Raw genomic sequence first — 24,632 nt, 5'->3', positions numbered from 1 at the left:
TCGGAGGTGACACTAAAAGTTGGTGGTAATAAAGTTACTTCTCCTGTTTCTTTCAAGGACAAGGATGGAAAAACTGCTACTGGAGTTGTCTTGAACGCCGACGGAAGTGTTGATGTCAAGCCAGAGACCGCCGCAGGTAAGTATACATTGGATTACAGTATCTGTGAGGTACTGAACCCTACGAACTGTGATGTTGCCACTATCACTGTTACTGTTGATGCGGCACCAATCAAAGCCGAAGATGATACCTTCGGTCCGATCAATGGTAAAGATAAAACGGTCACGCCAAGCGTACTTGATAATGACAAGTTGAATGGCAAACCAGTAATTCCAAGTGAGGTAGAGATCAAGGTAGAAAAACCTGCTGATCCACGTAATCCAGGAGAGCCTGTGCCTACTTTGGATCCAAATACAGGTAAGGTGACTATCAATCCAGAGACACCAGCAGGCGAGTATAAGATTGAGTACAAGATCTGTGAGGTATTGAATCCTACAAACTGCGATAATGCTGTGATTACGATTACTGTTGTCGCTCCAGAAATCAAAGCCGTAGATGATGAGTACGGACCTTATAATGGTAAAGACGGAGGAGAGACAGCTTCGGTATTTGAGAATGACTTGTTGAATAAAGTGAAGTTAAATCCAAATGATATCGAACTGACGGCAGGGGTACCAGTGAATGGAGCCGGTGAGGAGATACGTGGTCTGATCATGAATAAAAATGGTAAGATTAAGGTCGAGAAGGAGACTGCCGCAGGTAAGTATTATTACCCATATAAGATTACAGAAAAGGTGAATCCAGATAACTTTGACGATGCAGTAGCGATCGTTACGGTGATAGCTGCTCCAATTAAGGCAAACGATGATCGTTACCAGATTAACGGTAAGAATGGAGGTACAACGCCTACGGTAATAGAAAATGATAAACTGAATGGTAAGGCTATAGATCCAAAGGAAATCGAGCTAAAAATAGGTAAACCAACAGATCTTGAAGGAAAATCTACAACTGTGGTAACGATGAATCCGGACGGTACAATTACGGTAGCACCTAATACACCTAAAGGTACTTATCTATATCCATATACTATTTGTGAGGTGTTGAATCCAACGAACTGTAGTTCAGCTGTAGCAAAAATCGAGATTCTACCTGCTCCTATTGTGGCGACAGATGATTCGTATAAGGTTGAGTGGACAAGAGAGTCGGTGACGACAGCATCGGTGTTACTAAATGATAAGTATAATAGCAAGCCAGTAAATCTTGACGAAGTTACTTTGCTACCTGGTGCACCAAGTCATCCAGGACTGTCGATGAACCCGGACGGTACGATTACTATTGCGCCAAGTACAAGGCCTGGTACCTATACTTATCCGTACACAATCTGTGAAATATTGAATCCGACCAATTGTTCTACAGCGGTAGCAACTATTGTGATCGAGGCTTCCAATGTCTTTATTCCAAATACATTCACGCCGAATGGAGATGGAGTCAACGATAAGTTTGAAATAGTAGGTGTTGAAAACTTTGATAATGTTAGTGTGACTATTGTGAACCGTTGGGGGAATGAGGTCTATCGCAACGATAGCTACAAGAACGAATGGAATGGTTCAGGACTCAACGAAGGTACTTACTATTATATCATTACGCTACGTAAGGGTACGACAGAGACGGTACATAAAGGATGGGTATTAATTAAAACAAGATAAGCTAGTCTTACGATGAAAAAGTTTAATATAAAAAGTTTGTTGTTTATGACTATGGTCCTTCTATCCATGAAGGGCCATGGCCAACAAAATATACAGTTCACGCAATATATCTTTAATTCCATAGCGGTCAACCCGGCCTATACAGGTTATAAGGAAGAATGGTTTGGACAGATGGGGTTACGAAGCCAATGGTCAGGTTGGGAAGGTGCACCTAAGACAGGATCGATTTCTGTGGATGGGGTATTGGATCCTGAAGAAAGACGCCACGGTGTCGGTTTACAAGTTACAGCCGACAAATTAGGGGCACAAGCGGCTACCAGTATTTTCGCTAACTATGCTTTGCGCTTGCAGTTAGACCGAGCTGACGAACACCGATTAGCGTTAGGAGTAGCTGGAGGGGTGACACAATACAGTCTTGACGGCGCTAAGTTGGAAACTGTAGAGAGAATTGATGGAGCTGTGCCAGATCATATGGTCACCACTTGGCGTCCAGATATTCGATTAGGGGTATATTATAGCAATCCAAAATGGTATGCGGGTGTCTCTGTACAGGATTTGTTTGCTAATGCCAATAGCGATTCTGAATTCCAGTTTAACCAAAACTCATTAGAAAGTCTGTACCGTAGAGTGCATGGTTATTTTATTGCAGGTGCACTTTTCGAACTGGATCCAGGTTTGTCCTTACGTCCGAGTATATTAGTGAAAGACGATTTTAAAGGACCGACTTCGTTAGATTTAAATGCAATGTTTATCTTTAACGACAAGTTTTGGATTGGGGGAGGTTATCGTACGCGAGCTCGTATTTTTGATAGGGATTATAATAAAGCGACTGTAAATAAGCTTAGTGCGATGAACTCTTTTAGTGGTATAGCACAATTCTATGTGAGCCCAAAACTTCGTATAGGTTATTCTTATGATCATATGTTGAATAGCATGAGTGGGCTGCAGAATGGAAGTCACGAGGTTACTCTTGGTATTACTTTCGGAAAAGCTTATCGTCAGATTTTAAGTCCACGTTATTTTTAAAATGACTCGTATATAAATTGTCGTCTTTATAATTCGTACTTCAATGAGAACAAAAAAATACTTTAATACAGTCTTGGTGGCCACCGCACTTTCTTTGAGTGTGGGAGCTGTACAGGCACAGGAACAACCTAGCCGCCGTAACCGTGCAGACCAGTTCTATAAAGAGATGCAGTATGCAAAAGCTGCCTTAGCTTATGAAAAATTGGTTGACGTTAAGAAGCCAAGTATTTCAAATATGGAACGTTTAGCGCATAGTTACTTCTATATCAAACAATATGATTTAGCGGAAAACTGGTATGCACGACTGATTACTCAAAAATCGGTGACGCCCGAATTGCGGTCAAATTATGCTGAGGTTTTAAAACAGCAGGGTAAATATGCTGAAGCCAAAGCTCAATACGAACAGTTACTTGCTTCCGACGGAAAGAATGAGGCTATACTGAATGCCATCCGCGGTGCTGATTCTGCTCTTGTATGGATGCGTAATCCTACACGTCACGAAATTCGTAATGAGCAAGGGGTAAACACATCCTTAGCTGAATTCGGTGTTATTAAAACCAATAGTGGCGTGATGTATGCCGCCGAGCCTAATAGTTTATTACAGGCGAAGAGCGGTATGACCGGACAGGCATACTTACGGATCTATGCGGCCGAGCGTAAAGCAGATGGTTCTTTGGAATATCCGAATCAAGTAGCTTCTTCTATCAATGGATCGACATACCATGTAGGTCCCATAGCTACAAATGCAGGAGAGGATGTACTATATGTAACCCGTACCTTTGCCGGAAAGGATGGCGAACGCTTCAAAGCTGATGGTTCGAAATGGAATAAGCATAATTTAGAGCTTAAAATTTTCCGCAAGAAGGGCAATGAGTGGGTAGAGGATGACTTTGCTTATAATAATGTTAAAGAATATTCTTTAGGTCATGCATTCCTTAGTCCGGATGAGCAGACGTTATACTATGCGTCGGATATGCCAGGAGGAAAAGGTGGTGTGGATATTTGGTACAGTGAGTTGCAGGCCGACGGAAGTTGGGGAGCTCCTCAGAATGCAGGCGATGTCATCAATACTGCAGGAGACGAAATGTTTCCAACACTGGCTGGTAAGGAAATCTATTTTTCCAGTACAGGACATGTGGGGATGGGAGGTTTAGATATTTTTAGAGCTAAGGGCGAGAAAGCTAAGTTTAGTGATGTGAAGAATCTAGGATACCCTATTAACTCTGCTTCAGATGATTTCGCTTATGTAGAGTATGGAGAAACATTAGATACTAAAGTTGGCTATTTATCTTCAAACCGTAAAGGTGGTGTCGGATCAGATGATATTTATTCTTTTGTATTCCAGAAACCTAAAATCCGGATTGTTCTGGAAGGCGTGACACGTGATCGTAAGACAGGTGAATTGTTGCCGGCTTCGACTGTTACTTTATTTGGTGCAGCTGGCGATATTGTCTCAAAAGGACAGACCAATAATGCCGCACAGATCAGTTTTGAAGTAGCACCTAATACGATGTTCCGTCTTTTGGGAGAGCACAAAGGATATCACGCAGATTCGGTATTAGTTAGTGCCGTGGTGCCGACCAAAGACACCGTAATCCGGTATGTGATGAACCTGACGCCGGTGCTGAAGGTTGGGGATAAGTTTATTCTGGAGAATATCCACTATGATTTTGATAAGCACAATATCCGTCCGGATGCGGCTAAGATATTAGATCGTCTCGTCGCTACCATGCGCGATAACCCTACCTTGAAAATCGAGTTGTCGAGTCATACCGACAGTCGCGGTTCGGATAGCTATAACGAAAAATTGTCACAGCGTAGAGCACAATCAGCTGTTGACTATTTGGTAACCCGCGGTATTGCTCGAGAACGTTTGGTGGCTAAGGGATACGGAGAGAAACGATTGTTAAATAAATGTAGTAATGGTGTGGACTGTACAAAGGCAGAACATCAGGCAAATAGACGTACAGAGGTAGAGGTATTAGAACTCTAAGATTGTAATAAAAGTCATTAAAAAAGCTCTTTCCATTTGGAAAGAGCTTTTTTAATTAACTTAATAACGTAAAGTCTATCTGTCTTTTTTCGAGATCTACTTTTTTGACTTTGATCTGTACCTCGTCTCCCAATTGGTAGACTTTTTTCTTACGTTGACCTATAATTGCAAAGTTTTTCTCATCAAGGGTATAGAAATCATCTGTTATGTCGCGTAGTCGTACCATACCTTCACATTTATTCTCTTGAATTTCCACATACATTCCCCATTCAGTCACACCGGAAACAATTCCTGTATATTCGACCCCTACCTGATCCTGCAAGAACTCGGCCTGTTTGTACTTGATGGAAGCACGCTCCGCTTCGGCCGCTTTTTTCTCCATCTGAGAGGAGTGTTCTGCCATTTTTTCGTAATGCTCGATATTGACTTTTGTACCTCCATCTAAATAAAATTGGAGTAATCGATGCACCATGACGTCGGGATAACGACGGATAGGGGAGGTGAAGTGCGTATAGTAGTCAAATGCTAAACCATAGTGTGATGTACCCTTTGTCGTATATATGGCTTTGGCCATGGAGCGTACAGCGAGCGAAGTAAGTAGATTCTGTTCCTTACTACCTTCAATTTTCATCATCAATGCATTTAATGACTTGGCCGTTTCTTTGTCTGATTTTATCGCTAGGCGGTGACCAAAGCGGGCGGCAAACTGTGAAAAGCTTGTTAACGTCTCTGGGTTAGGGGTGTCGTGAAAACGGTATACAAAACCAAGTTTGTTTTTCCCTTTTCCCTGTTTCCCGATGTATTCTGCCACTTTACGATTCGCGAGAAGCATAAAGTCTTCGATGAGCTTATGAGCGTCTTTTCTTACCTTGGTATATACGCCCAGAGGTTTTCCTTTTTCGTCCAATATAAATTTTACTTCTTCGCTTTCAAAGCTTATGGCGCCATTTTTGAATTTTCGATCACGAAGGATATAAGCAAGTTCATTCAGTTTGAGTATTTCTGTAGAGTGATCTCCACTTTTGTTCTCAATAATTTCCTGTGCCTCTTCGTAGCTGAATCTTCGATTCGAGTGAATAATCGTCCGACCATACCATTCTTCCACTACATTCGCTTTCTCGTCCATTTCAAAGACTGCAGAGAAACAGAGTTTGTCCTCATTGGGACGTAACGAACATAGGTTATTCGAAAGGCGTTCCGGTAGCATAGGGATTACCCGATCCACCAGATATACCGATGTAGCCCGTTCAAACGCTTCTTTGTCCAGGATACTATCTGGAGTAACGTAGTGGGACACATCAGCGATGTGTACGCCTATCTCATAGTTGCCGTTCTCCAAAGTCTTGAAAGATATAGCATCGTCAAAATCCTTCGCATCAGCAGGGTCTATGGTAAAAGTCAACGTATCCCTAAAATCTTTACGTTTAGCAATCTCTTCACGACTAATTTCTTCAGGTATGGCATTCGCTGCTTCATCCACTTCTTTAGGAAACTGTAGTGGGAACCCATAATCTGCAAGAATCGCGTTCATCTCGGTATTATTCTCTCCTTTCTTACCTAGAACAGACTTAACTTTACCGATTGGGTTTTTCGCATTCTTAGGCCATTCGATAATAGTGACGACTACCTTTTCACCATTTTTGGCACCGTCAAGGTTGTCTAAGGGGATAAAGATATCGTGCTGCATCTTCCGGTCATCAGGGAGAAAAAATGCATAGCTTTGTGAGATATCTATCGTACCTGTAAAATCGGTCTTAGCACGTTGTAATATCTCGACTACTTCACCTTCTCTCTTACGTCCCTTTTTCCGCTCGTATACATGCACCTTTACGATATCTCCATGTAGCGCCTGGCGTACTTTCCGGGGAGCTACAAAGATGTCATTCTCAAATTCATCATTGGGTACGATATAGGCCGAACCATCGGCGGTCATATCAACTTTTCCAATGATATAAACCTGTAGTTGTCTAAGTTTGAATTTGCCCCTTTCAGGTTGTGCAAACTGGCCGCTTTTTGACGAATCATTAAGTATGTCTGCAATGGCTACTTTGGAATCACTATCGGTGATATTGAGCTTGGCAGCGACTTGTTTATAGTTTAGAAGTGGGTTGCCTGATTTCTCAAAGACATCAACAATAAGCTGTGTCAGCACTTCTTTGTAAGGGTTTTCTTTTCTTGACTTCATTTGTCTTTTTTATTCTTCATTTGCCAGATAGAGCTTCCTTTTAGTCGGGTTCATCTGTATTCTTCATTTGTTGATACCTGTCTTTATTCTTTTGATAAGCAGCCCATAGTCCGTTTGTAGAGTTGAAAGCTCCTTACATAGGGTATCTATCTTAGTCTTTTTATAACCACTAATCAAAGTGCGGTATCTATTGTTATTGTGAAATATACAAAAATGATGCTGAACTTGCTGTAGAAGGGGAAAATAAATATTTTTTAATCGTTTTATTTTGCAGATAACGAGTTGTCCGCTACAAAAGTCGAGCGCCCTCGGAGGAAATGGGGGCTTATTGGTCGAGCAAAAAGTTTATATTTAATGGCTAGAAGTACGTTCAAGGAGAGATAACGGTTGTACAGCTAGCCTATTTTTATTCTGCACTGTTGCATTGATCGCATAGGCCTACAGCATTGATCGCAATAGAGTGGAGCGAGAAATTGTTTGGTATATTGATTTTAGGTACGCTGACCTCATCTAGACAGTATACGCTGTTACATACTGAACAGATAAAATGTATGTGTTGGTCATGGTGGTGGTGGGCACTACATTTGGTTGAGCAGATGGCATAGGTTGCTGTCCCATTCAGATCAAATACCTTGTGCAGAATACCCTTTTCTTCAAAGCTTCCGAGTATCCTATAGAGCGTCACTCTATCAATATCTTTGCCTACGATTTTCTCTAATTCGGGTTGAGACAAAGCCGATGTCTTTTCTGAAATAATCTCTAAAACACGCAGACGCGGTTGCGTTATTTTAAGTTTATTCTTCCTTAAAAGGTCTGAAAATTCTTCATTGATAATTACCTCTTTTATCTGCTTGTTTTCTGTACTCATTCTTGTCAAATTAAAGTGTCATCTTGATGGATGGACGTACTGCTGCTTCGAAAGAGGGCAGGTGGTTCGTTTCCTCAAGATGACATTTATATAAGGCTCTCTTCTTTTTTATTTACCTGCCGCTTTAGCGTGATCCGCTAAAAATTGTGCAAGACCACTGTCAGTCAATGGGTGCTTTAGAAGTGCAGTAATAGCGGACAAAGGTCCTGTCATTACATCAGCACCAATTTTAGCACAGCCCAAAATATGTGCACTATGACGTACTGAAGCTGCAAGAATCTGTGTTGCGAATCCGTAGTTGTCATAGATTAATCTGATTTCTTCTATTAAGCTTAAACCATCTACCGAAATATCATCAAGACGTCCAATAAATGGAGATACATAAGTTGCTCCAGCTTTAGCCGCCAGTAAGGCTTGTCCAGCTGAAAATACCAGTGTACAGTTTGTTTTTATTCCTTTTTTACTGAAATACTTGATAGCCTTCACACCGTCTTTAATCATTGGCACCTTTACAACAATTTTACTGTCTAAAGCAGCCAATAATTCACCTTCTTTGATCATTCCCTCGTAATCTGTCGAGATTACCTCTGCACTGACATCACCATCTACGATTTCGCAAATCGCTTTATAGTGGTTGATAACGTTTTCATCGCCGCTGATCCCCTCTTTGGCCATTAGGCTAGGGTTGGTAGTTACGCCGTCTAATACGCCGAGGTCCTGTGCTTCTTTAATCTGTGCCAAGTTGGCGGTGTCTATAAAAAATTTCATGTTTTGATTGATTGTTGTTTACAAATTATTACGAGGTTCTAAAAACTATCTCTAGTGTTAGCTGTTACAAAGGTAGTTAATTCTTTAGAGTTTTTTGAACAGACTACGTTTTCTGAAGGTCATAATGTAAGACAGATTAGCTTTCGGTCCATCTATTTAAGTATATTGCCTATATGGATATTTTCAGGTCGCTTCATTACCCCAATTTTAGGCTACACACCATTGGACAGTCCATCTCGCTTCTCGGAACCTGGATGCAGCGTATCGCTATTAGCTGGTTGGTTTATAAACTTACTGATTCTGTTTTTTGGTTGGGGTTTGTATCTTTTGTTTCCCTGTCTCCTTCGTTACTATTTTCTCCTTTTATTGGAAGTTTTGTAGACGGACGTTCTAAATATAAGCTTGTTGTCATCACGCAAGTACTCCTGATGATACAAGCTGCGATATTGACCTTGGCCGTGTATTCCGGTTGGGTATCTGTATATTGGCTCTGTGTCCTTGGTTTTGCGCAAGGGGTCATTAATGCCTTTGATGTGGTATCCCGCCAGGCCCTATTGGTATCCTTGGTGGATAATAAAAAGGATCTGCCCAATGCGATAGCTCTCAATTCATCCGTGTTTAACGCTGCACGGATGGTCGGTCCTGCTATTGGTGGATTTCTTTTAAGCACCTACGGCGAGTTAGTCTGTTTTTTTATTAATTTTTTGAGCTTTATCCCCGTACTCTTTACCTTGTCGCAGATGAAAGTGAATGAGCTACAAGTCACAAAAACGAAGCAGTTTTCTAATTGGCAGGGGATGAAGGATGGATTTGATTACCTAAGACGTTCTCCACATATTGCCTCCTTGATTGTTATCATGGCCTGTTCCAGTCTTTTTGTGATTCCTTATACTTCGTTGTTACCTGCTGTGGCCAAAGATTTATTTAATGGGGATGAGCGTACATTTTCTTGGTTTGAGAGTGCCGCAGGATTGGGAGCGATGATTGGTGCCATTAATATGGCCCGTTTAAAGTCAGGAGAAAACCTACGCTATCGTGTACTGTTTTCTGCGCTGATAATGGGAATTTCCCTATTGCTATTGGCCTATGCACATTACTTGCTGTCCGCACTGCTCTTTACAGTGGCGGTCTCTTTTGCGATGATGATGCAAAACTCCAGTATCAATACCTATATACAGACCCATGCAATGCCTGCCTATAGAGCTCGGATCATGTCTTACTATGTTATGGCATTCCAGGGAATATTTCCAATCGGAAGTCTTATTATTGGCGCCGTAGCTGAAGGAATAGGTATTAAACACACCCTCTATGTAATGGGAAGTATCGGCGTAGTGATCGCATTAGGTTTTTATACCTATCTACGACAGCATATACACCGACGGCTGTTTAAATTTCCCCTTCCTCTATCCAGAGCCCGTCGTTCTTGATAATATCAATCAGCTCGTCCAGCGCGTTTGCTGAGCTAACATTCTTTTTGACGACCTCTTTACCCCGGTACAGTGTAATCTTGTCCGGTCCAGCACCTACATAACCATAATCGGCATCAGCCATTTCACCTGGACCGTTTACGATACAGCCCATAATGCCTATTTTGAGTCCTTTGAGGTGATTTGTTCTGCTACGGATCATTTGCGTAGTCTCCTGTAGATCAAACAGGGTACGGCCACAGCTAGGGCAGGATATGTATTCGGTTTTAGAGATTCGGGATCGAGTGGCTTGTAATATACCAAAGGAAATCGAGGATAGCTTATCGGTAGGAGTAGCTGGAGAGTCAATCCATATTCCAGAACCAAGACCATCGATGAGCAATGCACCTAGGTCTGTCGCTGCGTACAATTGCAATTTGGAGATAGGCTCTTCCGGATCCATATCGTTGCCCATAGGGGCGGAGAAGTCCTCGATTGGATAGCTCCGGCGTATAATAACAGGGACATCTATTCCAATCTCTTGTAGATTGGCGAAAAATTGACGTTGATCTGCCATTCCATGAACTAATTCAGTCTCCAATAAAAAGACAATACTTTTGTCCAGTTGCAGGTTGTCAAATTCTTCCGACTGTAGTTGCGTATTCGATATACGGACCAGGTTTAATACCGGATCTTTAGTCGTCGCATGGTTAAACTCCGCGAGTGTAAACAACGGATGTATATTGGATCTATTCGATAGCTCTAACCAAGTCGTATAATTATACAGTTGTTTGAGGTTGCCCGGCATGTTGAATGACGGCAACTGATCCGCTAAGTAGACAAAATCTACCGATTGATCTCCCATATGATACTTGTCATTCAGTACGTCATAGCGGTAACCTACTTCCGACAGGATAAAAGGGTCTTTTAAGTTTTTGTTGGAAATGTCAACGATCACCCGCGGCACCAACGATCCTCCTACAAAGGTGTTCACTTCTTGAGAATGATAAGCCGTTGTTTCTTTTGGAGGAGATAATGTTAGAATAGCGCGTTCTTCTTGGGTTTTCGTTAATAATTGCCTTTTTGAATAGCGGTTTACCAAAGCAATAGCCACTGGAGCTTCCTTCTCTGGTTCTTCCGTCAAGGAAACACGAACCGTATCTCCTAATCCATCTTCTAGTAGTGTTCCTATACCTACGGCAGATTTAATCCGGCCATCTTCACCGTCTCCGGCTTCCGTTACACCAAGGTGCAACGGATAGTTCATGTTTTCAGCGACCATACGCTCTACGAGCATCCGGTAGGCTTGTACCATGACTTGAGGATTGGAGGATTTCATAGATACGACCAGATTATAATAATCGAGGTCTTCACATATACGGATAAACTCCATCGCCGACTCGACCATTCCTTCAGGTGTATCGCCATAACGGCTCATGATACGGTCAGAGAGCGAACCATGATTGGTCCCTATACGCATTGCTGTGCCGTATTCTTTGCAGATACGGACCAACGGGGCGAATTTTTTATGTATTCTCTCCAGTTCAGCCTGATAGGCGCTGTCTGTATAATCAATTTGATCAAATTTCTTTTTGTCAGCGTAGTTGCCTGGGTTTACCCTTACCTTTTCGACGATACGGGCCGCCACTTCAGCTGCGTTTGGCGTAAAGTGTATGTCTGCCACCAAAGGAACCTGATATCCACGGGCACGAAGCTCCCGTTTGATATTCGCCAGATTCTCGGCCTCTTTGATACTAGGAGCTGTAATACGTACATATTCACAGCCTGCATCTACCATGCGGATGGTCTGTTCTACAGAGCCTATCGTATCCATCGTGTCGATGGTCGTCATACTCTGTATACGGATGGGGTTGTCCCCACCCATTGGAATGTCGCCTATTTTTACTTCTCTTGTCTTAAACCTTGAATATTCGAGTTTCGAATTACAATAACCGCCTGGTAATATCAACTTCGTGTTTGCCTCCATCTTAGCTGCAAAGTTAGGTATTTGCGGGGTTAATATCTATTTATCTTTAGAGAATTAGCGGCTCCTGTGATTTTGATAATATATTTTTTTTCTGCGGTATCGTAATTGTCTGTCTGCTGTGCATCCTCTTTTTTATGAAAACCGTCAAATTTTTTGGAGGTAAGTATACTTTCCATTTCTAATTTACAGGCGGCATCTTTTGGAACATTTATCGTACAGTTCGAAGCAGCAGTATTTATTTCTAAGGTCGATTCCTGTGTTTGTGGCATTCCGAATGTCATATCCAGAGATGCTGCACCGGCATTGATTTCCAAGTATTCGATTTTGTGCTTACTGAAATCGGCAACAAACTTAGATGCCCCCATATTGATGGTTAAATTCCAAAGAGGAGAGGCGTGTAAGGCCAATTGTATTTTGTTCTGTTGATTATTATTGTGTTTTATCACCGAGGTCAGATCAAGATGCGGCAATAGACTATCCCCTGTATTCTCCAGTTTTAGACCTACATTCGCATTGGGCGTAGAGGCTTTGAGTAATTGCGTAGAGGGCACACTGTCTAGTGTAATCGTCGAGGCTCCGACATTAAATTCTAAACTGGCTTGCTCCGTTCCTGTGGCAAAAGGAATCTCCACTAACGGTGCAGTGCCCAGAGTGTCATCCGATGTGCTATAGTTGATAGGGCCTCCAAAATTAAAACGCTCCGTAGAGGTCATACCTTTATAACCTAGAAATATACAAAGACAGATATTGATGGCACTCAATATTAAAACACCATGGGCCCGGTTCTGAAAAATGAGGTTCGCTCCAATAGCGATAATAAGCAACGGCCAGTAGGGGATAAGCGCCCAAAAGTTGAAATTTATGATATCAAAATTATGGAGCAACGCTATAACGCCAAAAAATATAAACCAAATGCCTGTCGAAATCTTTCCTTTCATATTGCGAATAAATATAGTACTAAACTTTCTTATCTGCTACAAATGTACAGTGCTATTTCCAACTTTACGTATATAATAAGGTTATCGAATTGGAAAATTCGGTGAATTAAAAGGTTTCATCGGTGAATAGAGGAGACACTATCATAAAACCTATAAAAAGAAATGAACTTTTTTACTATTAATATGTATTTTAGCATAAATAGTAGATAGCGACATATGTTTTTTTATCATTTTGGAGAATACGTTCTTTTACTGAAGAAGGTCTTTAAGCGACCAGAAAAGTGGAAGATTTATTGGCGAGAGACCTTGCACGAGATGAATGAGATAGGAGTAGGCTCGGTTGGGCTTATCGTTATTATCTCTACTTTCATTGGTGCGGTAATGACCATGCAGATTGCGTTTCAGCTTGTCTCAGATTTGATTCCGAGTTCGGTCATTGGTCAGATCAATAGGGACTCCAATATTTTGGAGTTGGGCCCCACCATTTCTGCCCTAGTACTTATGGGAAAGGTCGGTTCCTCTATTTCTTCACAGATAGGTTCTATGCGGGTCACCGAACAGATTGACGCGTTAGAGATAATGGGGATTAATGCGGCAGGTTACTTGATCTTGCCTAAATTAATTGCTGGAGTTATTATGGTTCCTGTTCTAGTGACCATAGCTATTTTCTGCGCTATAGTTGGAGGTCTTTTAGGTGGTGCACTTACAGGTGCCGTTACTCCGAATGAGTATATCATGGGGATTCAAAGCGAATTTAGAGGTTTTACTATTGTGGTAGCGATGGTGAAGGCTTTTTTCTACGGCTTTATTATTACAACAGTACCTGCACATAAAGGATTTCATGTACGAGGTGGAGCGCTCGAGGTGGGGCAGGCCGGAACTAAAGCCGTTGTAATCGGCTGTATATCTATTCTGGCTAGTGATTATATCATCACGGCATTAATGTTATAAGCGTACTTTATATGATTGAAATACAAAATATCCATAAAGCCTTTGGTAGCAATGTGGTGTTGAGCGGAATAGATGCTATTTTCGAACCCGGCAAGGTGAGTCTGATCATTGGAGGCTCTGGGTCTGGTAAGAGTACATTATTGAAATGTATCGTAGGATTGCACCAACCCGAGCAAGGTAAAGTTTTTTTTGATAAGAAAGAGTTTACCCATATGGACTTTGAAGAGAAGATCCCTATTCGTAAGGAGATAGGTATGCTTTTCCAGAATTCTGCACTTTTTGATTCCATGACTGTGGAGCAGAATATCATATTTACACTGGATATGTTTTCGGATATGTCCCGGTCTGAGAAGGTCGATCGTGCCAACTTTTGCCTTGAACGTGTCAATTTAGCTGGAAAGAATAAGTTGTATCCGGCCGAGTTGTCTGGAGGGATGAAGAAACGTGTCGGTATCGCTCGCGCAATCAGTATGAGCCCCAAATACCTGTTCTGTGACGAGCCTAACTCGGGATTGGATCCGGCTACTTCTATTTTGATCGATGAACTTATTCAAGACCTTACCCAAGAATATTCCTGTACAACGATAATTGTTACGCATGATATGAACTCAGTGATGGGGATAGGAGAGTATATTCTTTTCCTACATAAAGGACAGAAGTTTTGGGAAGGCTCAAACCAGGATATGTTGAATTCAGACACCAAGGAACTTAATGATTTTGTATTTGCCAGTCCACTGATGAAGGCAGCGAGACAGGTTATAAAATAAGTGGACTTATCATTTCTGAGTTGTCGTTGATCGTCAGCTAGTGGATTATGAAAGTTTTGTTTATTTTTGCCCAAATTTAAATATTAGTATTTTGTCTACAACCACACACATACAGTTATTAACACCACAGCATTGGAAGGATTACGAGTTGATTGATTGCGGTGATTTTGAAAAATTAGAGCGTTTTGGTGATTTGATTTTAATCCGGCCTGAACCACAAGCCGTATGGCCTAAGGCTTTGGGCGATGCGGAGTGGGAGAAAAGGTACCACATCAAGTTTAAGGGGCGCTCGGCTACCAGTGGAGAATGGTTGAAGAAAAGTGCCAAAACTGCAGACAGGTGGCATATCAGTTATAAAAATAAGGATGCCGCCATCAAGTTCCGGTTGGGGCTAACCTCGTTCAAGCATGTCGGTATATTTCCTGAACAAGCAGTCAATTGGGATTATATTTCGGAAAGTGTTAAGTCATTTAAGATAGCTAATCCAAAGGTGTTGAACCTTTTTGCCTATACAGGAGGAGCTTCGCTGATTGCAAAAGCAGCGGGAGCCGATACCACCCACGTTGATTCCATCAAACAGGTCGTCACTTGGGCCAATGAAAATCAAGAGCTCTCTAACCTATCGGATATCCGTTGGGTCGTAGAGGATGCGCTGAAATTTGTAAAACGCGAGTTAAAACGTGGTAATACCTATAATGGTATTATCCTGGATCCACCAGCTTATGGGCATGGTCCAAAAGGCGAAAAGTGGAAGTTGGAAGATCATATCATGGAAATGATGCAAGATGTGGTGAAGCTTTTAGATCCACAGGAGCACTTCTTGATTTTGAATACCTATTCGTTGGGTTTTTCTTCCGTTATTGTAGAAAACCTAATCCGTACCTCTTTTCCACAGGTTGAGAATTTGGAAATTGGGGAGCTCTATTTGCAGGCTACTGCGGGGCCTAAGCTGCCTCTCGGTGTGTTTGGTAAATTTAGAAAACTAAAATAAAACAAAAGAGGCCGTTTTTAAAAAATGGCCTCTTTTGTTTTTACAGTGCTGTAATACGTATCAGTCCGTCCCTCAGATCGTTTAAGAATTCTTGACGTTGTACATCCTTATCTATTGGATAGAGCTGAAGCGCTATACCTTCGTAGTAAGTAATACCGCGTAGTAATTCTTCCTTGAATTTGTAGACAAATTTTTCTTTCTTCTCATCCATCTGTAGTTCGTTGTCCTGAAGATATTGTTCCAGATGCTCGATATACAAATGTAGTTCGTTGATGAATAAGGATGGTCTATCAGAATGGATTAGTAGGTCTTTGCGTCCATAAATATGGTCTACCATATCCTGTAGGCTATATACCGAATTGAAATACGCGGTATTGGGCCCGGGGCAAATCGCTACAGCGTCGTCTTCCCTGCTTTGTAAAATATCATACTTTAGGTAAGCTGAAGTGGCTAGCCCTTCACAAAGGCATGTTTTCTCGGTAATTGCTTCTAGTTTTTTCTGGTAATCGGCACTCTCAGCGTCGAAAAGTTCCAGTTCTTTCAATTTGGTATATTGGTAGATACGGGATGCTGTACAGATGGGTTCATCAGAGTACTCGGCATTGGATATTAAATATTTTTTTGTGCATGGAGCGCCTGGACGCCCTTTGTGTATACGTTGCAGTCGGTTTAGTTCAGCACTGCTTTTTTTGAAATTATTGAATGGTACTCCTAGAGGGGAGGCACCACTGACATAGAAGTCTTCTTTCTGTGCCGAAGCCAGCGCTTTTAATGTCTGCTCGTCTACGGTAGTCGCCTCTGGTACCAATAGAAAAGGAGATCCCCAGCCAGTAGATTTTAAGCCATAGTAATTTAATAAAAAATCATGCTCTGCTGCTGTGCCTATCCCACCTTGGGCGGTAATAGACAATGCTGGACAGCGGTCTATGCTGTAGCCCTTAGTGTTAAGACTATCGGTGTAAAGAGAATAGAGCTCTTGCTGTAAGAAGCCTTTGTTCTTCTTAAATTCGTCTAATATGGGGCCTAATAAGAAACCATCTGTAGCAAATGCATGCCCCCCACAGTTGAGACCAGACTCTACTCTGAACTCAGAGACCCATATTCCTTTTTTGGCAAGGAACTTGGCTTGTATCAGAGCTGAGCGATAGTCGGATACTTTTAGTATAACACGCTTTTGGAACTCTCCATGCTTATTGGGCATAAATTGGGGGAGCTCACCAAGGTAGCTGTATAGTCTGGGATTCATACCGGCCGATAGTACTAAGCCGCCCTGCAGATTGCTCTGTGCAAAGCCTCGTAAAGCCGCATTCGCATCCGAATACATATGGTCCAATCTATTGCCAGAAGCATCGGTGTTGATTTTGTCGACTTTGGACATGATATTGACATTGATCTCCCCTGGACTGATACCCATCATCAATGTTGCTTTGAGGTTTGCTTTTTTATCAGCGTCTTTTTCCAACCGATAAGTGTTGTAGGTTTTCTTGAGGTTAGCGGATTCCGGTAGCAGGTTGAAATACTTTTGTAAATCAGTGCTTCCGTCGAGATCCGAATTGCGTAATGTATTCACTTGCTGTTTCACAATGTCCTGTACCAGGTCAAGGTAGGCCGTTATTCTTTTTGAACGGCTGTCTTTCGCTTTCGGACTGATAGGGATGTAGGGTAGATTGTGTTGTTTTGAATAGTAATCCCGCATACGTTCGACTAGTTCGTCATCAACAATAGACATGACCGATGCGATACCAAACTGAGCGACTTTGAGCGGGCTATCTATGGAGAAAGCTAGACCAAGTACAGGGAGATGAAAAGTGTGTTCCATTGCGAAATTTTGATATGCAAATAGCCACAAAATTTATGGAATAAAAAATGTTGAACACCATTTAAAAAGGTGTTTCTAGTCACTTTTGGCGCTTTTTCGTCTTTGTTGCTAGGATTTGAAGACTATAGTTTTATTGCCATTCAAGATTACCCGGTCCTCCATGATGAGCTGTATAGCGCGTGTCAAGACAGCCTTTTCAATCTCTTTTCCAGCGGTTTTCATGCGGTTTAGGTCATAGCTATGGTCGACAGATTTGGTGTTCTGTACAATAATAGGACCTTCATCCAGGTCGTCTGTGACAAAATGCGCGGTGGCTCCGATGATTTTTACGCCACGGTCGTGTGCCTGCCGGTAGGGATTTGCTCCGATGAATGCCGGGAGAAAGGAATGGTGTATATTGATAAGGCGACGCTCAAAATGCTGTACAAAATTTGGCGATAGGATGCGCATGAATTTTGCGAGTATGATATAGTCTGGAGCATAGTGGTCTATGCTATCTGTTATTTCTTGTTCAAAGTCTTTTTTGTCCTTGTTTTCGTGTGATATATAGTGAAAAGGGATGTCAAATTTCTCGGTAAATTCTTTGAGCGTATCGTAATTTCCTATGACGGCCTGCACTTCACCCTGTAGTGTGTCGAAGTAATGGCGTGTCAGGATGTCCGCCAAACAATGGTGCTCTTTGGTGACTAAAACCACTAACTTTTTCCTATTCGTCGGATTGATCTGTATATCCGCATGCTCTGGTAGTGCTTGTCGTAGGTCTTCTAGTAGGGATGCTGTAGATGGAAGTTGGCCAGAGCAGACGACACGAACGAAAAATTTGTTGTGCTCTTCGTCTACATACTCGCGCATCGTGATGATATTCAGCTGGTGTTTAGCGATACTATTTGAGATACCTGATACGAGACCAACAGCATCTTTACACTGTATGAGTATAAGCGTTTGATTGTACATGATAGGTTAGGTTTAGGTTTGATTGAATCCCTACATACAGCGCGTGCGATGTATGTAGGGGTATTTTTGCTTAGCCAGCCTTTTGGGCGAGCTCGGCTTCAAGGTCTACCTCTATACGGAGGTTGTCCACAATATGTCGTTGTCTGTCTGGTGTGTTTTTACCCATATAGTACTCAAGCAATTGCTGTAGCCTATTGTCTTTAGATAAGATTACAGGTTCCAAGCGCATATCTTCACCTATGAATAATCCGAATTCGGAAGGGGATATCTCACCAAGTCCCTTAAATCGTGTGATTTCTGGCTTGTTTCCTAATTTAGAAATAGCGCGTTGACGCTCTTCGTCCGAGTAACAATAGATGGTTTCTTTTTTATTTCGGACACGGAATAATGGCGTCTGTAAAATAGAGACATGCCCAGCTTTCACCAAATCTGGGAAAAACTGTAGGAAAAACGTCATTAACAATAGGCGAATGTGCATACCATCGACATCGGCATCCGTTGCGATAACAATGTTGTTATAACGAAGGCCCTCTATACCGTCTTCGATATTCAAGGCGTGTTGCAGCAGGTTGAATTCTTCATTCTCATACACAATCTTCTTAGTCAGACCATAGCTATTCAAAGGTTTTCCTTTGAGACTGAATACCGCTTGGGTCTGTACATCTCTTGATTTGGTGATCGATCCAGATGCCGAGTCCCCCTCCGTGATGAAAAGAGTCGTTTCTAGGTTTCTTTCACTCTTATCGCCGAAGTGTAATTTACAGTCACGTAGCTTCCGGTTGTGTACCGATGCTTTTTTTGCCCGCTCGTTGGCGAGTTTCTTGATTCCCGCAATATCTTTACGCTCCCGTTCCGATTGCATGATACGCTTTAACAGGGCATCTGCAGTGGCCGAATCCTTATGGAGGTAATCATCCAAAGCTTTCTTCACGAAATCATTGATGAACGTACGTACTGTCGGTCCTTCCGGGCCTACACTTTGTGAACCTAATTTGGTCTTGGTCTGAGACTCGAAGACGGGTTCTTGTACTTTTATCGCAATCGCTCCGATTATAGATGCTCGGATATCTGAAGCGTCAAATTCTTTTTTATAAAACTCACGTATGGTCTTTACCAATGCCTCACGGAAGGCCGCTTGATGCGTACCTCCTTGGGTCGTATGCTGCCCATTGACGAAGGAGTAGTATTCCTCACCATACTGTTGTCCATGTGTCATGGCTATTTCTATATCTTCACCTTTTAGATGAATGATCGGATAGCGCATACCCTCCATGTCAACATTCCGCTCCAGCAGGTCTTTTAATCCATTTTCAGAAAGGAATTTCTGACCGTTGAAGTTGATGGTAAGTCCTGAGTTAAGGAACACATAGTTCCATATCATATTCTCAACGAATTCAACTCTATATTTATAGTGTTTGAATATGCTGTCGTCCGGATAGAATGTAACAGCTGTTCCGTTCCGTTGTGTAGTTTCTTTTTGTTCGTCGTCAATCAGCTCTCCTTTGCTGAATTGTGCGATACGTGTTGCGCCTTGGCGATAGGATTGAACGGTAAAGTTTGCCGAAAGTGCATTGACAGCTTTGGTACCTACACCATTCAGACCAACGGATTTTTGGAAAGCCTTACTGTCGTATTTACCCCCTGTATTGATTTTAGAAACGACATCCACGACCGAACCGATTGGAATTCCGCGACCGTAATCACGTACAGACACTTTGTTCTCATTGACCGTGATATCTATCGTTTTTCCAGCGCCCATCACAAACTCATCAATCGAGTTGTCGACAACTTCTTTTAATAAAACATAAATGCCATCGTCATAGGCAGAGCCGTCCCCAAGCTTACCAATATACATACCAGGACGTAGTCTGATATGTTCTTTCCAGTCGAGGGATCGTATGCTATCTTCGTTATATGTAGTCATGTACCGTAAAATATGAAGTATATACAAACTTAGATAAAATGCTTTGGATTCACCAATACATAATTGAATGTTCGTGAATATTAGTGCTGTTAAAATCTATAGCCTACCGATATAGCGGAGGTTATGCCGATGTTTAAGCCCTTGGGTTTTATAGTGACACTGGTTTCGTCTACAGTATGTGCAAAAGAGTAGATGGGAATGTCATCTAGCTTCTGAAGCGATTTTTTGATGTCTTGCTGGATTTCTTTTGTGAGTGGTACATCGGATGTTCCACCCCCTTTTCCAAAGACAATGCCGTAATGGCTACCTATTATTTTCCAATCCATATACAGTGACTTTAGTAATTGGAACTGCAACCCGACAGCGACACCGGCACTAAGGGTATTAAGGTTGCCTGAGATTGGAATGGATGCTCTTTCGATAATACCGCTATCCATGAATTCATATTGATAATACAGTGTTGTATTCGTGTTATAGCGGGTGTACTTGAGGTAAGGCGAGGCATAGAAACGGGTGAAGACATCCCGGTCACCAAAGTAAAATCGCATTTGTGGCACAATGGAGAATTGACTGAAGCGAAGTTCTTCCAGGCTTCTTTTGGGGGCCTCATCCTCTATGCTTTTCGTTAGCGAATTTTTAAAAGGTAAATCACGATTTGGGGTAAAGGATATGTTTATTCCCAGAGAAATATTGGATCTAAATGGACGTTCATATTCGAGATTGAACGATTTAAACGGGAGATTCAAGAGGTTGGTCTTCAGGAGATGATCCGTTTCTTTTTGCCCCCATTTACAATACTTTTGTGCTACAGCTGGTGAAACCCCAATAACCAATATCCCTAGAAAGATGGATTTGAAAAGCAAGTGTCGAAACATTAGTTTATTCCGTTATCTATATCAATAGGGTTGAGGCTTTGTGGTTTCACCGCTATGCACTTGAGAGCGACAATGTCTTATCGTCCGAAATCATCCTGAACGCGAACGATGTCATCTTCGTCAGAAGGGCTTTCGATATCGGTATGTTGCCATATTTCAGCTATGACCCCATATTCGCCAAGACCGACTAGACGATGACGTTCGCCTTGTGCTAGACGGATATATTCTCCCTCTTTAAGAATTTTTAGCTCATGTTCGTTGTCATCAAGACTGGTGACTACACCGACTTCGCCACGAATAACTCTCCATATCTCTGCCCGACGGTGATGGTACTGCCATGAAAGACGCTTGGAAGGAGCAACGACTAGTATTTTTGGGCTTAATTTGCCTGAAATCTTTAAGTCTTTGATGTCTAGACCTTCAAAGTATTGATTGGCGAACTGCTGAGCCTGTGCTTCGTCAATAACAAAGAAGCCTCCCCAGGGTCTGTTTTGGTCAATGTTGTCGATTTTAAAACCTGCATCCGTAATCTTTTTTTCAATCTGATTGAATAATTCAGTCTTGTCTATATACGTCATAGTCGTTATGTGTTTCTACGGGTTAAGATAATATTTATAAGTGAAATTACATAAAGATAATGTTTTTTTAAATTTTAACATTGTTCTATCAAAAGGAAGGTTTTTTTTGTCCTCTATGTCGGACGGGCATGACACTTGGTATCGGCCAAGTGTCCAAGCCTAGTCGCTGTACCGTATCGGCACAACGGATCAACGTTCCTGCTATTGCCGATCCGCTAAGGCGACATTTGGCTAAAGTGTAAGGAATTGTCAATAAAAGCAGCGCATCGAGTTCTATTGATCGCGATGAAAAACGGTCTAGGATACTGTAGCGTTAAGAAAATAGGAGAAGTCCGATAAGAAAGGATTTAAGAAGTATAGCGAAGTGGAACGGCTCAAATCCTTTACGGGCTTTGAACTGTTTTTAGCGTAACAGTATCCAAGCCTTGACTTTTTTGCTTCGTTTTTTTTGGTCAAGCAAACCCACGAAGTGGCTCTTGAATACCTTATAAAACAGATGAAATATGAAAAACAATGAAGGCCCTGTCCGTGCGAGGACAAAAAAAACCTTCCTTGACTAACTTCATTACAAAACGCTTACTTTTGTAAGATATCATGACGCAACAATACGATAACGAAAACAAAATTTTCAAAAAAGCAGTAGCCTTTGTTAATCAAACGAATCAAAACCTATTCCTTACAGGCAAGGCGGGAACCGGAAAAACAACATTTCTCCGTTATATTCGGGACAATTGCTATAAAAAAATGGCTATAACCGCTCCGACAGGGGTAGCGGCGATGAATGCCGGAGGAACGACGTTACATGCTTTGTTTTGGCTTCCTTTTGGCGTTTTCATAGAAGATTATGCGCTTAAATGGGATGAGCAGGACCATAATATCTATAATAAAAGTCGTCTCTTTAGCACGATAAAATTGACGAAGCAACGGCGCGCTATTTTGCAGGAACTGGAGCTATTAGTTATTGATGAGGTATCCATGGTGCGTGCGGATACATTAGATGCAATCGATGTTATCCTGAAATCCGTACGTCGCGATATGCGTCCTTTTGGAGGGGTACAGGTACTTTTTATAGGGGATCTCTATCAGCTTCCGCCTGTGGTGAAAGATGCGGAATGGCAAGTGTTGCGGGAGCATTATTCCAGTATGTTTTTTTTCGATGCCAAGGTATTACGCAGCAGTGCATTGGTTAAGCTTGAGTTACAGCAGATATACCGGCAGCAGGATACGGGCTTTATCAATGTGCTTAATAACATCCGGAATAATGAATGTACTGCCGAAGACTTAGCGCTGTTGAATGGTCATTATCAGGAGGGATTTGTGCCCGAAGGAGAGGACCAATATATTACATTGACCTCACACAACCGGCTTGCGGAGCAGATCAACCAGGAGGAGTTAATGAAACTCTCCGGCCGTATGCATAATATCAAAGCTATTGTGAAGGATGATTTTCAGCAAGGAGCCTACCCGACAGAAGAAACCTTAGCGCTCAAAGAAGGGGCACAGGTGATGTTTATCAAAAATGATGTGGGGGAAGATCGTAAATATTTTAATGGTAAGATCGGTACCGTCAAAGAATTACTGCTGGATAAGCATCAGATTGTTGTCAGCTTTAAAGATGGTAGTGAAGATGTGCAGGTGAAACGTGAAACCTGGGAAAACATTAAATACAAATACAATAAAGGCGAAGATAAGATTGAGGAAGAGGTGCTGGGCACATTTTCGCAATATCCCTTACGCCTTGCCTGGGCGATTACGATACACAAGAGCCAGGGATTAACTTTTGATAAGGCTATAATTGATGCCGGTACTTCATTTGCTTCCGGACAGGTCTATGTTGCGCTGAGTCGTCTGACTGGATTGGAGGGGTTGGTCTTGCGCTCTAAGATTGCATCACATTCGATACGTACGGATTATCAGGTCGTCGGTTTTATGAAGCAACTTTTGTCAGATGAAGAGATGGATAAGGTACTGGTGCAGTGTCAACGTGTATTTTTAGGCCAGATTTTACTGCAGAGTTTTCGGTGGACCACACTTTCAGAGTCCGTTCAGGAGCTAGCGGATTCCTTGGTCAGCCGTAATATTGATAACAAACCAGGGGTCGATGCTTTTGTATTAGGGATAATGACCGCAGTAAAGCAGCAAGAAGCTGTCGCTCATAAGTTTGTAACACAGCTTTATGGTATGCTTGCTAATCCGGAGGATGTGGATTATCAAAAGATATGCGACCGTACGGAGTCTGCTGTCCAATGGTTTCTGCCTCGTATGGAGACCGAGCTGTTGAAGGCTACGGCAGAGCATATTGAAGCATGGAAAGTGCGGAAGCGTACCAAGAAATATATAGAGGAGCTAAAAGCATTGCTTTTAGACTTTAAACGCAAGCATGAGGTGCTGAAGCACTGTCTTACGATCGCTACTGCGCTGACCAAAGAAGAAGGCTTAGAGGGACTTGTGCTGGGGGCTGGCGTGGTAAAAGATGAATCTGTCAAAACAGCGGATGATGGGGATGGAAAAGAGTTGGATACCAAACAGGTTACACTAGAAATGTATTTAGATGGTTTTGATATCGCGCAGATTGCAGAAAAGAGAGGGATGGTTGAAGGAACAATCTATGGGCATCTGATCCATTATGTAGGGGTAGAAATTGATGCTGAAGATTTAATTTCCATAGAAAAGTTAAATCGTATTCTAACCGTACTGAAGGAAAATGAAGGGAAGTCCTCGTCTGAGATCAAAATGATTCTTGGAGATGCTTACGGTTATCCCGAAATTAAAATAGGACAGAAAGTTTTGGAAACGGAAGCCGCGAATCAAGATGTTAAAGCCTGATAAATGAATTATTTAGGCAGATATGGCGTAAATACAAAGCTTTTTATCTAAGTTTGCATCCCAATCTCTAGT

18 protein-coding genes are annotated in these 24,632 nt (G+C 42.0%); 8 read left to right on the top strand and 10 right to left on the bottom strand.

Translation table 11 applies throughout. The annotated features are described in order from the left end of the window. The 3 genes from JKG64_RS14470 to JKG64_RS14460 form a co-directional block, all read left to right on the top strand. The coding region (locus JKG64_RS14470; RefSeq protein WP_210355033.1) for a gliding motility-associated C-terminal domain-containing protein at positions 1 to 1,704 on the top strand (1,704 nt) is incomplete at its 5' end. Between the two features lie 12 nt (positions 1,705 to 1,716). Then, positions 1,717 to 2,730, top strand: coding sequence for a PorP/SprF family type IX secretion system membrane protein (locus tag JKG64_RS14465; RefSeq protein WP_210355032.1), 1,014 nt, complete (start codon positions 1,717 to 1,719; stop codon positions 2,728 to 2,730). A gap of 43 nt (positions 2,731 to 2,773) precedes the next feature. Next, positions 2,774 to 4,723 carry an OmpA family protein gene (locus tag JKG64_RS14460; RefSeq protein ID WP_210355031.1) on the top strand — a complete coding sequence of 650 codons (1,950 nt, stop codon included), beginning with the start codon at positions 2,774 to 2,776 and terminating at the stop codon, positions 4,721 to 4,723. 55 nt (positions 4,724 to 4,778) lie between these two features. Here JKG64_RS14460 and rnr read toward each other — a convergent pair whose 3' ends face one another. The 3 genes from rnr to fsa form a co-directional block, all read right to left on the bottom strand. Then, entirely contained in the window at positions 4,779 to 6,908 is a 2,130-nt protein-coding gene (gene rnr / locus JKG64_RS14455) for a ribonuclease R (RefSeq protein WP_210355030.1), read from the bottom strand. A gap of 406 nt (positions 6,909 to 7,314) precedes the next feature. Then, entirely contained in the window at positions 7,315 to 7,776 is a 462-nt protein-coding gene (locus JKG64_RS14450) for a Fur family transcriptional regulator (protein WP_210355029.1), read from the bottom strand. A 108-nt stretch (positions 7,777 to 7,884) separates the two neighbouring features. Next, positions 7,885 to 8,544 (bottom strand): fructose-6-phosphate aldolase, encoded by a 660-nt coding sequence (fsa, locus tag JKG64_RS14445; RefSeq protein ID WP_133582631.1) that lies wholly within the window; start codon positions 8,542 to 8,544, stop codon positions 7,885 to 7,887. A gap of 173 nt (positions 8,545 to 8,717) precedes the next feature. Here fsa and JKG64_RS14440 point away from each other — a divergent pair, with 173 nt between their 5' ends. Next, complete coding sequence (locus JKG64_RS14440) at positions 8,718 to 9,971, top strand: MFS transporter (RefSeq protein ID WP_210355028.1); 1,254 nt, start codon at positions 8,718 to 8,720, stop codon at positions 9,969 to 9,971. Here the strand turns inward: JKG64_RS14440 and ispG are convergent. After that, entirely contained in the window at positions 9,931 to 11,937 is a 2,007-nt protein-coding gene (ispG, locus tag JKG64_RS14435) for a (E)-4-hydroxy-3-methylbut-2-enyl-diphosphate synthase (RefSeq protein ID WP_210355027.1), read from the bottom strand. The genes JKG64_RS14440 and ispG overlap by 41 nt on opposite strands. Positions 11,938 to 11,966: 29 nt before the next feature. Beyond that, positions 11,967 to 12,875 carry a LiaI-LiaF-like domain-containing protein gene (locus tag JKG64_RS14430; protein ID WP_210355026.1) on the bottom strand — a complete coding sequence of 303 codons (909 nt, stop codon included), beginning with the start codon at positions 12,873 to 12,875 and terminating at the stop codon, positions 11,967 to 11,969. 216 nt (positions 12,876 to 13,091) lie between these two features. Here JKG64_RS14430 and JKG64_RS14425 point away from each other — a divergent pair, with 216 nt between their 5' ends. The 3 genes from JKG64_RS14425 to JKG64_RS14415 all read left to right on the top strand — a co-directional run bounded on the left by JKG64_RS14425 (position 13,092) and on the right by JKG64_RS14415 (position 15,584). After that, positions 13,092 to 13,826: an MlaE family ABC transporter permease gene (locus JKG64_RS14425; RefSeq protein WP_133582627.1), complete on the top strand. Its 735-nt coding sequence runs from the start codon at positions 13,092 to 13,094 to the stop codon at positions 13,824 to 13,826. Positions 13,827 to 13,837: 11 nt separating this feature from the next. Then, positions 13,838 to 14,593 carry an ABC transporter ATP-binding protein gene (locus tag JKG64_RS14420; RefSeq protein ID WP_133582626.1) on the top strand — a complete coding sequence of 252 codons (756 nt, stop codon included), beginning with the start codon at positions 13,838 to 13,840 and terminating at the stop codon, positions 14,591 to 14,593. Between the two features lie 91 nt (positions 14,594 to 14,684). Continuing rightward, the gene (locus tag JKG64_RS14415; RefSeq protein WP_210355025.1) at positions 14,685 to 15,584 is read left to right on the top strand and encodes a class I SAM-dependent methyltransferase; all 900 of its coding nucleotides are present in this window, start codon (positions 14,685 to 14,687) and stop codon (positions 15,582 to 15,584) included. A gap of 40 nt (positions 15,585 to 15,624) precedes the next feature. On the opposite strand, the gene JKG64_RS14410 is transcribed toward JKG64_RS14415, so the two are convergent. The 5 genes from JKG64_RS14410 to JKG64_RS14390 all read right to left on the bottom strand — a co-directional run bounded on the left by JKG64_RS14410 (position 15,625) and on the right by JKG64_RS14390 (position 21,734). Next, positions 15,625 to 17,403 carry a hypothetical protein gene (locus tag JKG64_RS14410; RefSeq protein ID WP_210355024.1) on the bottom strand — a complete coding sequence of 593 codons (1,779 nt, stop codon included), beginning with the start codon at positions 17,401 to 17,403 and terminating at the stop codon, positions 15,625 to 15,627. 108 nt (positions 17,404 to 17,511) lie between these two features. After that, positions 17,512 to 18,357, bottom strand: a complete 846-nt coding sequence (gene purU / locus JKG64_RS14405; protein WP_210355023.1) for a formyltetrahydrofolate deformylase — start codon at positions 18,355 to 18,357, stop codon at positions 17,512 to 17,514. Positions 18,358 to 18,427: 70 nt separating this feature from the next. Further along, positions 18,428 to 20,281: a DNA topoisomerase IV subunit B gene (locus tag JKG64_RS14400; protein ID WP_210355022.1), complete on the bottom strand. Its 1,854-nt coding sequence runs from the start codon at positions 20,279 to 20,281 to the stop codon at positions 18,428 to 18,430. Positions 20,282 to 20,370: 89 nt separating this feature from the next. Further along, entirely contained in the window at positions 20,371 to 21,156 is a 786-nt protein-coding gene (locus tag JKG64_RS14395; protein ID WP_210355021.1) for a DUF3575 domain-containing protein, read from the bottom strand. Between the two features lie 77 nt (positions 21,157 to 21,233). Beyond that, positions 21,234 to 21,734, bottom strand: coding sequence for a cupin domain-containing protein (locus tag JKG64_RS14390; protein ID WP_210355020.1), 501 nt, complete (start codon positions 21,732 to 21,734; stop codon positions 21,234 to 21,236). A gap of 594 nt (positions 21,735 to 22,328) precedes the next feature. Here JKG64_RS14390 and JKG64_RS14385 point away from each other — a divergent pair. Then, positions 22,329 to 24,560: a helix-turn-helix domain-containing protein gene (locus tag JKG64_RS14385; protein ID WP_210355019.1), complete on the top strand. Its 2,232-nt coding sequence runs from the start codon at positions 22,329 to 22,331 to the stop codon at positions 24,558 to 24,560. Positions 24,561 to 24,632: the final 72 nt, after the last annotated feature.

The organism is Sphingobacterium tabacisoli (assembly GCF_017908035.1).
GTDB lineage: Bacteria > Bacteroidota > Bacteroidia > Sphingobacteriales > Sphingobacteriaceae > Sphingobacterium > Sphingobacterium tabacisoli.
Note: the sequence above shows the minus strand (reverse complement) of the source record. Positions and strands in the feature narration are given on the sequence as shown.

Excerpts from the sequence above, each read along its gene's own strand:
- JKG64_RS14465 (WP_210355032.1), top strand. The coding sequence starts at position 1,717 with ATGAAAAAGTTTAATATAAAAAGTTTGTTGTTTATGACTATGGTCCTT.
- JKG64_RS14460 (WP_210355031.1), top strand. The coding sequence starts at position 2,774 with ATGAGAACAAAAAAATACTTTAATACAGTCTTGGTGGCCACCGCACTT.
- rnr (WP_210355030.1), bottom strand. The coding sequence starts at position 6,908 with ATGAAGTCAAGAAAAGAAAACCCTTACAAAGAAGTGCTGACACAGCTT.
- JKG64_RS14450 (WP_210355029.1), bottom strand. The coding sequence starts at position 7,776 with ATGAGTACAGAAAACAAGCAGATAAAAGAGGTAATTATCAATGAAGAA.
- fsa (WP_133582631.1), bottom strand. The coding sequence starts at position 8,544 with ATGAAATTTTTTATAGACACCGCCAACTTGGCACAGATTAAAGAAGCA.
- JKG64_RS14440 (WP_210355028.1), top strand. The coding sequence starts at position 8,718 with ATGGATATTTTCAGGTCGCTTCATTACCCCAATTTTAGGCTACACACC.
- ispG (WP_210355027.1), bottom strand. The coding sequence starts at position 11,937 with ATGGAGGCAAACACGAAGTTGATATTACCAGGCGGTTATTGTAATTCG.
- JKG64_RS14430 (WP_210355026.1), bottom strand. The coding sequence starts at position 12,875 with ATGAAAGGAAAGATTTCGACAGGCATTTGGTTTATATTTTTTGGCGTT.
- JKG64_RS14425 (WP_133582627.1), top strand. The coding sequence starts at position 13,092 with ATGTTTTTTTATCATTTTGGAGAATACGTTCTTTTACTGAAGAAGGTC.
- JKG64_RS14420 (WP_133582626.1), top strand. The coding sequence starts at position 13,838 with ATGATTGAAATACAAAATATCCATAAAGCCTTTGGTAGCAATGTGGTG.
- JKG64_RS14410 (WP_210355024.1), bottom strand. The coding sequence starts at position 17,403 with ATGGAACACACTTTTCATCTCCCTGTACTTGGTCTAGCTTTCTCCATA.
- purU (WP_210355023.1), bottom strand. The coding sequence starts at position 18,357 with ATGTACAATCAAACGCTTATACTCATACAGTGTAAAGATGCTGTTGGT.
- JKG64_RS14400 (WP_210355022.1), bottom strand. The coding sequence starts at position 20,281 with ATGACTACATATAACGAAGATAGCATACGATCCCTCGACTGGAAAGAA.
- JKG64_RS14395 (WP_210355021.1), bottom strand. The coding sequence starts at position 21,156 with ATGTTTCGACACTTGCTTTTCAAATCCATCTTTCTAGGGATATTGGTT.
- JKG64_RS14390 (WP_210355020.1), bottom strand. The coding sequence starts at position 21,734 with ATGACGTATATAGACAAGACTGAATTATTCAATCAGATTGAAAAAAAG.
- JKG64_RS14385 (WP_210355019.1), top strand. The coding sequence starts at position 22,329 with ATGACGCAACAATACGATAACGAAAACAAAATTTTCAAAAAAGCAGTA.